Source organism: Streptomyces sp. A 4/2, assembly GCF_940670765.1.
Taxonomy (GTDB): Bacteria; Actinomycetota; Actinomycetes; order Streptomycetales; family Streptomycetaceae; genus Streptomyces.
Genome location: NZ_CALNVW010000020.1, coordinates 40720 through 52083 on the forward strand (window position 1 = coordinate 40720; position 11364 = coordinate 52083).

4 protein-coding genes are annotated in these 11364 nt (G+C 69.6%); all 4 read right to left on the reverse strand.

Features of this window, described 5'->3' with window-relative positions:
• Nucleotides 1–6 precede the first annotated feature (6 nt).
• Nucleotides 7–1020, reverse strand: a complete 1014-nt coding sequence (gene gntD / locus NBY69_RS14975; protein WP_250301397.1) for a guanitoxin biosynthesis L-enduracididine beta-hydroxylase GntD — start codon at nt 1018–1020, stop codon at nt 7–9.
• Entirely contained in the window at nt 1013–9487 is an 8475-nt protein-coding gene (locus NBY69_RS14980; RefSeq protein WP_250301399.1) for a non-ribosomal peptide synthetase, read from the reverse strand. Before NBY69_RS14980 ends, gntD begins: the two co-directional genes overlap by 8 nt.
• A gap of 228 nt (nt 9488–9715) precedes the next feature.
• Nucleotides 9716–10159: a hypothetical protein gene (locus tag NBY69_RS14985; protein ID WP_250301400.1), complete on the reverse strand. Its 444-nt coding sequence runs from the start codon at nt 10157–10159 to the stop codon at nt 9716–9718.
• 723 nt (nt 10160–10882) lie between these two features.
• Nucleotides 10883–11257 carry a nuclear transport factor 2 family protein gene (locus tag NBY69_RS14990; protein WP_250301401.1) on the reverse strand — a complete coding sequence of 125 codons (375 nt, stop codon included), beginning with the start codon at nt 11255–11257 and terminating at the stop codon, nt 10883–10885.
• Nucleotides 11258–11364: the final 107 nt, after the last annotated feature.

Genomic DNA, 11364 nt, shown 5'->3' on the forward strand with positions numbered 1-11364 from the left:
AGTCCCTCACACCAGCAGCGAGACGGCCGACTGCCGGGCGGACCGGGAGCGGCGCAGATCGCGGGTGATGTTGACGCGCTTGAGCCAGCGGTCGCGGCCGTCGTAGGCGGCGGCAAACGGCTTGCGGCCGTGCACGGCCCGGTAGTTGTCGACAAGCAGCAGCGAGCCCGCGTCCAGCGCGACCTGCTGCAGCCCGTCCTCGATGAGCGCGGCGATGGTGTCGTAGGCCCGCTGGGCGGCCGCGTCCCCTGGCACCGGGCTCATATAGGCAGGGTCGATCCGCAGATACGGGTCGTCGGGGGCGCCGAACAGCACTGCGATGCGCTTCGGGTCGTCGTCCATCGCGGCGATCGCCGCGAACCGTTCGGCGGACTGCGTACCCGCTGCGTTCTGCTCGGGGGTGTGCGAGGTGTCGGGGCGGATCAGATAGCGCGGTTCGAGGAGCGTGGCCCGGTCCTCGGGGGCAAGCCGGGACAGGTCGGGCCAGCCCAGGGTGGTCGCGGCACGCTGGTGGTTACGTAGGCACAGCAGGCCCACGTAGTCGCAGCGCAGCGGGTGGAAGGCGTCCTCGGTGTGCCACAGCAGCTCGGTCTTGCTGCTGGAGCCCATCTGCTCGGTCTCCTCGCCGGGGATGGGCAGCACGTCGTGGACCAGCCGGCCGTTCTGCTGGGTGGCCCAGCCGAAGGCCTCGCCGAGCAGGGCCGCGTGCAGCAGGAGGAGTAGTTCCTGGTCCTGGGTTCGCTCGGGATCCGGGGTGGGACGGGTCGCCGGGGTCGGGCCGATCCGGTGGTCGTCGATGCCGAAGCCCGTGACGACGAGGGCGCGTGGGGTGTCGTAGAGCCGCATTCCGGTCAGTTCGGTGCGGATGCGCAGCGGGAGTTCCTGTGCGGCGAGCCGGGTGCGATGCAGCAGTTCCACAGTGGGGTCGACCGGCACATGGGCCAGGGTGCGCAGCAGGTCGCTGACCTCGGCGTTCTCCTCCTCGGTGAGGGCGACGGTACGCAGGTGAAGGTCAGTCATGGCTCTCCTCGTCGAGGGCTGCCGCCAGCGCGGCGACGGTCTGCTCGCTCAGCAGCTGCCGGACGGTCAGCTGGACGCCGGCCCGGCGGCACAGGGCGACGGCCCTGATGGCGAGGAGGGAGTCCCCGCCCAGGGCGAAGAAGTTATCGTTTATGCCGACATCAGGGAGACCGAGCACCTGCGCCCAGGCGTCGGCCACGGTTCGTTCGAGGCCGGTGCGGGGTGCCGCGGCGGCGCTATCGCTCTGCTTCGTGGTGCGGCCAGCGGTGACGAGCCCGTTGAGTGCGCCCCGGTCGAGTTTGCCGGTACCGGTGCGGGGCAGCGCGGTCACCTCGACGATCCGCGCGGGCAGCAGATGGGAGGGCAGCCGTTCAGCGAGCCAGGAACGCAGCCCGTCGGCGGCGGAGACCTCTTCGGTGGCACGACGATGTCGGGTCGGCGCGTTGGTCAGTCGGGTCGATGGCGCGGGCGCGGGGTGGGGGACGAGCAGCGGACGGTCGTCGTGGGCGTCCTGCCGGACGAACAGGACATCCATCGCGCCCTGCGGGTCGGCGGCAGCCCAGCTGACGCTCACCCGGTAGGGGGTGGAGTCCGCCAGCGCCCACAGGTCCTCGGGGTCGACGGCCATCGTGCGTACGGGTGCTTCGAGCAGTTCGTTGTCTCGGGTCAGCCGGTCGTTGGCGACGCCGCGCACGAGCAGGGCGTCCGGGCCCCCGTGGTCAAGGCGGGCGGACAGCAACCCGAGGTCGTACACCTCCTCGCCCCAGGTGACCACCTCGGCCTCCGGGGCGGCCGGGCGGTCGCCCACGTGCAGCACCACGTCGTAGCGGTACAGGCTCATCTCGTTGCGGTGCCGTCCTCTGCGGGGCAGGATCTCGACGCCGGTGACGCGGGGCGAGCGAGCGGCGAGCGCGGTGAAATACTCGGGAGAGATGAGCAACTCGCTGTCCCGGTGGGCGAGATCACGGGCCGCGCGGGCCACGTTCTGCGCCGATGCGCCGGGATCGGCGTGGGCGATGGCCTGGCGGGCGTAGAACTGCGGGGCGAGGGCGAGGTTGCGTACGTCTCCTACGAAGATGCGCCCCTGGTCGGCCGCGGCGTCAACGGCGCGGTCCAGGACGGCGTCGAGATAGTCACGGTCGGGGAAGTACTGGACGACCGAGTTGATGACGACGAGGTCAGCAGAGGCGGCGTCGACACCGGTGAAGTCGGTCGCCTCGCGGTGGTGCAGCCGCGCCTGGTGCGCGGGGCGGCGCCGCAGCCCGTCCCGGAGCCATTCCACGGCGGGCCGCGAGAAGTCGGTGCCGGTGTACTCGGTGACATACGGCAGCAGCCGCCACATGAGCAGCCCGGTGCCGCAGCCGACCTCCAGGACGCGCTTGGCCGGCCGGTCGAGAAGCCGGTCGACGGTGGTGTCGACCCACTCCCGCATGTGCTCGGCAGGGATCGGCGCACCGGTGAGGCTGTCGTTCCAGCCCTTGATGTTGAAGGTGAGTTCGCCGTCGGCGGCGTCGACGTGGGTCGTCTCGAAGACGGCATTCCAGTCCTCGACCTGGGCGCCCTGGCCGCTTTCGGCCGAACTGCCGTGCACAGCAAGGGGGGCGAGGGCGACGAGGGCGATCAGCCGGGCAGCGCCATTGTTGTCGGCTGCGACGGTGACGGCGGCTTCCTTGACGGTGGGGTGGTGGGTGAGGGCGGCTTCGATCTCGCCGGGTTCGATGCGGAAGCCGCGGAGTTTGATCTGGTCGTCGGTGCGGCCGAGGTATTCGAGGGTGCCGTCGGGGCGCCAGCGGGCGCGGTCGCCGGTGCGGTAGAGGCGGCTGCCGGGGGTGCTGCTGTAGGGGTCAGCGATGAAGCGCTGGGCGGTGAGACCGGGTCGGTTGACGTAGCCGCGGGCGAGTCCCAGGCCGCCGAGGTAGATCTCCCCGGCGACACCGACGGGCACCGGCTGAAGGTGTGCGTCGAGAACACGGACCCGCACATGCGGCAAGGGAGCGCCGATGACGGGGACGTCAACGGGCGCGGAGAGGTCGTGACAGGTTGCGTCGACGGTGCCTTCGGTAGGGCCGTACAGGTTGAAGACGCGTGTGTCGGTGGCCGCCCGCTCTCGCAACGTCCGCCACAGCGCAGCGGACACCGCCTCACCGCCCACCAGGACCGTCCCCGGGACCCGGTCACCCTCAAGAAGCCCGGCCTCGATCAGCATGCCCAGATGGGACGGGGTGACGTTGAGGACGTCGATCGCGGCCCGCCGCACCAGGCCCACCAGCGCCTCGGGGTCGCGGCGCACGTCCTCAGGCACCACATGCAGAGTGTGTCCGGCGACCAGCCACAGGAACTGCTCCAGCGACGGGTCAAAGGTCATCTCGGTGGTGTGCGCGACGTTGCTCCGGGACATACCGTCTGCCGTCTGCCGCACCCGGCGAAGGAGTTCGCTGAACGAGCGGTGCTGGACGGTGACGCCCTTGGGGGTGCCGGTGGAGCCCGAGGTGTAGATGATGTACGCGGCCTGGTCGGGGTGGAGACGTGGCGTGGGCGCCGGGTAGTCGGACGGGGTCGGTCGCGGGTCGAGGTGGACGCGGCCGGGATCGGCAGGCAGGTCGCGGGTGATGACGACGCGGGCTGCGATGTCATCCAGGACATAGGCGGTGCGGTCGGCGGGCCACCCCGGGTCCAGGGGAACGTAGACGCCCCCCGCCCGCATGATGGCCAACAGGGCCACGATGCTGTCGGCGGAGCGTGGCAGACACACCGCGACCGGCATCTCGGCGATCACACCGCAGCGCCGCAACCTCCCTGCCAACAAGGCGACTTGAGTGTCCAGCTCGGCGAATGTCAGCGTCGCGTCCTCGTATGCCAACGCGGGCGCGTCCGGTGTCGCCCGCACCTGCGCGGCGAAGGCGGTCGGAACCGTCTCCGTGTCCGTCCCGGGCGTGTACTGCGGCCCGGACTCGCCCAGCAGGCGGAGACGCTCGGATGCATCGCTCAGCGGCAGGTCGCTGATGCGGAGGCCGGGGTCGTCCGCCGCCGCGCCGAGCAGCGTCAGGTAGTGGCCGACCAGCACGTCCATGCGGGCCCGATTGAAGAGGTCGGGGCAGTATGTGAGCACGCCCCGCATGTCCTTGCGACCCGACACGATGTCGAGGGACAGGTCGAACCGGCTGGTCACGCCGCCGAAGCCAAGCGAGGTGCAGTCCGTACCGTGCAGGGAGAGCTTTTCGTCGGGAGCGTCAAGGAGCTGGAAGGTGACCTGCACGAGAGGGTTGTGGCTGAGGTCCCGTTCAGGTGCGAGCGTCTCGACCAGCGTCTCGAAGGGCAGGTCCTGATGGGCGAAGGCGCCCAGCGCGGCCTCGCGGACCCGGTCGAGCAGCTCGCGGAACGACAGCTCCGGCCGGCAACCGACTCGTACAGGGAGGGTGTTGACGAAGAAGCCGACCAGGGGCTCGGTCTCGGCGCGGGTACGGTTCGCGGTCGGCACGCCCACCACCACGTCGTCCTGGCCGCCGTACCGCGCCAGCAGCACCTGGAAGGCACCGAGCAGCGTCATGAACAGGGTGACGCCCTGCTCCCGGCCGAGCGCTTCCAGCCGTGCGACCAGCGGTGCGGGCAGCGGGAACTCTACGGTTTCGCCCCGATGGGACTGGACGGCGGGACGCGGATAGTCTGCAGGCAGGCGCAGCACCAAGGGCGCGCCATCCAATGCCCGCTGCCAAAAGGCGATCTGCTTCTCCTGCACCGGGCCGGTCATCCAGGCCCGCTGCCAGACGGCGAAGTCGGCGTACTGGATATCCAGCCGTGGCAGTGCGGCGGGGGCGCCGGTGACGCATTCCCGGTAGAGGCGCCCGAGTTCGTCCACCAGGACGTCAACCGACCAGCCGTCGGAGACGATGTGGTGCATGGTGACCACCAGTGCGTGATCCTCGTCCGCCAGTCGGGCTGCCACCACACGCATCAGCGCGCCGTCCGCCAGCCGGAACGGGGTGCGCGCCTCTGCAGCCACCAGGTTCCGCACACCCCCCTCGGTTCGCTCGGCCAGATCGATCCGCACGATCTCCGCCACGCGCCGCGCGCCGGGCGAGTCAGGGGCCGAGACGACCTGGTAGGGCACACCATCTCGCTCGACGAAGGCCGTCCGCAGCGTCTCGTGCCGCGCGACCAGCATCCGCAGCGCCCGCTGCAGCGCATCCAGGTCGAGTGGGCCGCGGACCCGGTAGGCGTCGCACATATTGTAGAAGACGCCGCCGGGCATCAACTGGTCAAGGAACCACAGGCGTTGCTGCGCGAACGACAGCGGCAGCGGCCCGCTCCGGTCCACCGGCTCAAGGGCCGGAGCCCCGTGGCCGACGCCCTTGGCCTGTTCGGCGCGGACGCGGGCGGCCAGCTCCTCGACCGTCGCGGCGTCGAACAGTGCCCGCAGCGGTACCTCGACACCGAGGAGCTTGCGGATCCGGGCAATCACCTGGATCGACAGCAGCGAGTGCCCGCCCAGCTCGAAGAAATCGTCGTGCACACCGACCCGGTCGACGCCGAGCACGGTGCACCAGACCTGTGCCACGACCTCTTCCACCATGTCACGCGGCGCCACGAAGCGGACGTCCAGTCCCGGCCTGCCCACCTCGGGCAGCGGCAGGCGCCTGCGGTCCAGCTTTCCGTTCGGCGTCAGTGGCAGCGCGTCCAGGACCACCACCGCCGACGGCACCATGTACGAGGGCAGTCGCCCTTGCGTGAAGCGGCGAATGCCGGCGGGGTCGGCCCCGCCCCCGACCGTGGGCGTGACATAGGCGATCAACCGCGCGTGCTCGTCGTCGATGACGGCGGCTTCCTTGACGGTGGGGTGGTGGGTGAGGGCGGCTTCGATCTCGCCGGGTTCGATGCGGAAGCCGCGGAGCTTGATCTGGTCGTCGGTGCGGCCGAGGTATTCGAGGGTGCCGTCGGGGCACCAGCGGGCACGGTCGCCGGTGCGGTAGAGGCGGCTGCCGGGGGTGCTGCTGTAGGGGTCAGCGATGAAGCGCTGGGCGGTGAGACCGGGGCGGTTGACGTAGCCGCGGGCGAGTCCCAGGCCGCCGAGGTAGATCTCCCCGGCGACACCGACGGGCACCGGCTGAAGGTGTGCGTCGAGAACACGAAGGTGGACGTTGGGCAGCGGAGTGCCGATGACGGGGACATCGACGGGGCCGGACAGATCGTGGCAGGTCGCGTCGACGGTCGCTTCGGTAGGGCCGTAGAGGTTGAAGCAGCGGACACGCCGCTGGCCGCGCAGCGCCTGCCACAGCGACGGCGAGACCGCCTCACCGCCCACCATGACCATGGAAGGCGCCCACTGCTCCTCCAACAGACCTGCGGAAATGAGGAGTTCGAGCTGCGACGAAGTCGTGTCGATGACGTCGATCCGGTGCTTCTCGACGAACCGGACCAAGGCCGAGGGGTCGCGGCGCACGTCCTCGGACGCGATGAACAGCTCGTGACCCGCCAGCATCCAGCTCAGCTGCTCCATGGACGCGTCGAACGTGAACGGCGCGGTGAGCGCCGCTCGCAGCTTCCTGTCGCCGGGCGGCACACTGTCGGCCCCGGCGAGATACGGGTCGTGGCCGAGGAAGGTGGCCTGCAGGGTGCTTGTGAGGTGGTTCAGGGAGCGGTGCTGGACGACGACGCCCTTCGGCGTGCCCGTCGAGCCGGACGTGTAAATGATGTACGCGGCCTGGTCGGGGCGGATGTGCGGGGCGGGCGCCGGGCCGTCGGTCGCGGGCTGCCGCGGATCGAGGTGGACGCGGCCGGGGCCTGCGGGCAGGTCGCGGGTAATGACGATGGGGGTTGCGACGTCGTCCAGGACATAGGCGGTGCGGTCGGCGGGCCACTCCGGGTCCAGGGGGACGTAGACGCCGCCCGCCCGCATCACGGCCAGCAGGGCGACAACGCTGTCGGTGGAGCGAGGCAGACGGACCGCGACCGGTGTCTCGGCCGTGACCCCGAGGCTCAGCAACTTCCGTGTCAGGGCGGCTACATGGGCATCCAGCCGGGCGAACGTCAGCGTGTCCTCGCCGCACGTCACGGCCCGCGCGTCCGGCGCCGCCCGCACCACCTCAGCAAACCGCTCCGGGACGTTGCCCGGCCCGCCGAGCGGCGCGTCCCGCTGCCCGAACCCGCCCAGCAGCCGCCGCTCGGCGTCGTCGGACAGCGGCAGCTCGCCGATCGGGCGGCCCGGATCCGCAGCGGCGGCGGCGAGAAGCGTCAGGTAGTGGCCGACCAGCGCGTCCATGCGGGGCCGGTCGAACAGGTCGGGGCAATAGTTCAGGATCCCGTGATAGGAGCCGTCGTCGGCCCGCTTGATGTCCAGGGACAGGTCGAACTGCGATACGGCCTCCCCGACCGGGTACCGCTCGACCTCCGCCCCGGGCAGGCTCGGCCGCGCCGCTGGCGTGCTTTGGAGCTGGAAGGTGACCTGCACGAGAGGGTTGTGGCTCAGGTCCCGCTCGGGCGCGAGCGTCTCGACCAGCGTCTCGAAGGGCAGGTCCTGATGGGCGAAGGCGCCCAGCGCGGCCTCGCGGACCCGCTCCAGGAGTTCCAGGAAAGTCAGTCCGGGGGCGCAGGCCACGCGCAGGAGGAGCGTATTGACGAAGAAGCCGACGAGAGGCTCCGTCTCGGTGCGGGTGCGGCCCGCCGTTGGGACGCCGATCACGATGTCCTCGTGCCCGGCATAACGCGCCAGCACCGTCTGGAAGGCGCCGAGCAGCGTCATGAACAGAGTGACGCCCTGCTCCCTGCCCAATTTTTCCAGTTCGGCGATCAGTGCATCGGGCAGCGCGAACTCGACGGTCTCGCCCCGCTCGGACTGCACGACGGGACGCGGATGATCAGTGGGCAGCCGTAGCACCGAGGGCGCACCGTCCAACGCCTGCTTCCAGTAATCGAGTTGCCTCTCCTGGACGGGCCCGACCATCCACGCGCGCTGCCACACGGCGAAGTCGGCGTACTGGGCCTCCAGTCGTGGGAGCGCGGCCGGATCGCCGGTGACGCACTCCCGGTACAGGCGGCCGAGTTCGTCGTTGAGCACACCCACCGACCAGGCATCCGAGATGATGTGATGCATGGTCACGAGCAGCAGGTGCTCGGCGTCAGCCAGCCGCACCACCACCACACGCATCAGCGCGCCGTCCACCAGCCGAAACGGACTCTGCGCCTCCGCCGCCACCAGCCTGCGCGCCGACTCCTCCCGCTCGGCGGGCTTCAGCAGCGTCAGATCGACCCGCGTCAGGGTGGCCGCGCGCCGCGCACCCGGCCCGTCGCCGGCATCAATGACCTGATACGGCACACCGTCCCGCTCGACGAACGCCGTCCGGAGCGTCTCGTGTCGCTCGACCAGCATCCGCAGGGCCCGCCGTAGCGCGTCCAGGTCGAGCGATCCTCGTACGCGGAAAGCCTCGCACATCGTGTAGAAGGCGCTGTCGGGCATCAACTGGTCCAGGAACCAGAGTCGTTGCTGCGCGAACGACAGCGGTAGCGGCGCGCCGCGCTCCACCGGCTCCAGCGCCACCTCCTCACGGCTGTCCTGGCCGCCGGCCTGTTCGGCGCGCACCCAAGCCGCTAGTTCCTCGACCGTCGGCGCGTCGAACAGGGCCTGCAGCGGAAGCTCGACACCTAGCAGCTTGCGCAGGCGCGCCACCACTTGCACCGCCTGCAGCGACTTGCCGCCCAGGTCGAAGAAGCGGTCCCGTACTCCGACCCTGTCCACACCAAGCACGGCGCACCAGACCTGTGCCACGACCTCCTCCACCACATCGCGCGGCGCCGCACAGGTGACCGGCCGGTGTGTCACCTCATCGGCGTCCAGCACAAGACGATTGCCGGAGAGGAGCGGCACGATCAGGTGAAGAATCTGCGCCTCGACCGGAATCCCGGTGCCTGGATCTTCGATATGGCGCGCCAAATCGGCGTAGGAGACGAATGAAATGACCAACTTTTCATCGGGGGGCGTCGCGTAAAACATATAGGCCTTGCCGGGCGCGGTCCGCGCGATGCGTCGCGGCGGGACAACGGGGGGTGCCGGCAGCTCGTCGTCCAGGAAACAGATGGGCCGGTCCCCTGTGAATTCGGGAGCGGCGGCACGGGTGGTGACGAGAACATCGGGAGGCGTGTCGGCGAAGATCTCACGCAGTCGCCCGGCCGAAGTGCCGAGGTCCGCAGGAAAGCAGGCAGCACCCAGTTTGAGCACCGCACACAGGGTGGCGACGAGATCGGGATCGCGCGGCAGGACCACCGCCACCAGCACCGAAGGGCCGACACCCGCGGCCGCCAGGCGCACAGCGACCAACTCGGCCCGCCGATTCAGCTCCCTGTAATCGATCGCGACTCCGTGATGCAGAATCGCGGTCCGGTCTGGCGCGGCCGTGGAATGTCGTTCGAAGCTGTCCGACGCCGCATTTCTCCCTACGGATTCAGCGCCTTCATTCGTCAAGATGATCCTCCGCACCGCTGAAACTACGAAGCCCCCAGTTGACCATGCAAAGCATTTGCAGTAATTATTCTCACAGCTGCTACGCGGCGAGAAGCAGTTTCAGCCAACGCACAACTATAGAATTATGCCGATATATCTCCCTGGTACAGATCCGGGTCCGTGATCGGGCAGGTCGACGGGGCGGGTGAAACGGCTGGAATTCATGCCTGGCTGCGCAGGCTCACCCAGCGGGTGCGGGGCCGGTCAGCAGAGTCCGAGAAGGGTCGGTGCGGACAGATCCGTCTTGATCTTCGCCAGGGCTTCGCGCAGCACGATGTTCTCCTCTGCCATGCTCTGGACGACCTGCGGAGTGAATTTCTGCGCCCTGACCCGTGCCCGGAACGCGTCCACAAGCCCTTTGTGATCGCCGTAGACGTCGACTCCTCCATCCGGCCGGTGATGCACTGCGGGCCAGGACGCCACCGTGCCGGAGTTCTCCGCGGTCGATGCCGTCAACAACAGGAAGAACGCCGTCAGCTCCTGCGATCCCCCGCCCTCCAGATACAGCAGCCGACTTCGGGCGTTGTGGCCACGGACAACGCGCCTATACGAGATCTTCTCGTAGGCGCCTCGCCGTCGGGCTCGGCTTATCGCCTGCGAGCGGGATCCCTCCAACGGGTCGTTGTAGCCCGCGATCTCCCGCAGCACCGCCCTCGGTATTCGATACCACCGCCCCTCCTTGGCACCCTTCAAACGCCGCTGCCAACCAGGCCCGCGGAAAACGGCCCCCGGCGGAACGCGGAATCTCCACGTCAAGGACGCTGCCCCACTCCTGAAGGCGCAGCCCCGTGCCGCGCAGACCGATGTCCCGCCACTGATCGAAGGGCGCACGCAGCACCCACTTCACCTGGCGACCACGTGAACCCGTTGGCCGAATCCCATCGCGCCGGTCTCCCCCAGCCCTCCTGTCCAGAACGGACACCAGAGTTCGACACCAGGGCCGCCCCGGACACCGGGTTCTGGACGCCGTACTTCCCCCGCGCCCGCCCAGGTGGAGAAGGTGTTGAGCGGCACGATCCATGTCTAAGCCGGCCGTCCCACAGGTGCGGCGCGGCATGATCGGTGACTGCGAGTCCCATTACACGCTGCGGCACGCGGTCGGCCTCGCCGTCGCCGCCGACATGCTGCTGACCGGGAGGAGACCCGCGCCCACCTCGCCCTCCTGGGTACCGACGACGCCGGAGAAGGCGCCGCGGCGTGTCGCGAGCGTCGCCCGCCGATCTGGAGCTCGAAGGCCGGCGACCACACGGATCCCGCGTGAACCGGCCGGTGAACAGCCCGGAGAACCGCGGTGGTGGGGGCAGCCTGCTCTTCTCTGATCGTGGGTTGAAGACCGACGTCACCTCGGTGGTCCGGGCTCCAGAGGGAAGGTCAGGGTGTCCCGGCGGTCGGGACCGCGTAGATGCACTCCTCGATCCGGTCGATGAGGCCGCCGCTCTCGAACCGGAAGTAGACCGCGGCGTGGACCTTGCTGCCCGACCCGTCGGCCATACTCAGGTGGAGCACCTGCTGCTGGAAGACCTCGTTCGTACTCCGGAACTGGCGGATCACGTCGTACCGCAGCGCGTCGACGTCAGCGGCAAAGGCCTGGAACCGCTGCAGCGTCGCGTCGATCGCCCGCTCCCCCTGACCGTCGTTCTGCCACACGGTGGCCCTGCTGGTGCACATCGCCCGGCATCCGGCGAAGTCGTACGCCTCCAGGCCGCGCAGAAACGACATCGCCTTCTCGCTGATGTTGTGTCCCATGTCGACTTCCATCTCGCTGTCTCTCGTCGAATGTGCGGCTGGCGAAAAGGCGTTCCGGGCTGTTCAGCGACGGGGGCGGCCCGGCGTGGGCCGCAGCCCGGCGGCCG

What these genes read in the sequence shown, in the direction of transcription:
- NBY69_RS14990 (WP_250301401.1), bottom strand. Translation starts at nt 11,257, where the DNA reads ATGGGACACAACATCAGCGAGAAGGCGATGTCGTTTCTGCGCGGCCTG.
- gntD (WP_250301397.1), bottom strand. Translation starts at nt 1,020, where the DNA reads ATGACTGACCTTCACCTGCGTACCGTCGCCCTCACCGAGGAGGAGAAC.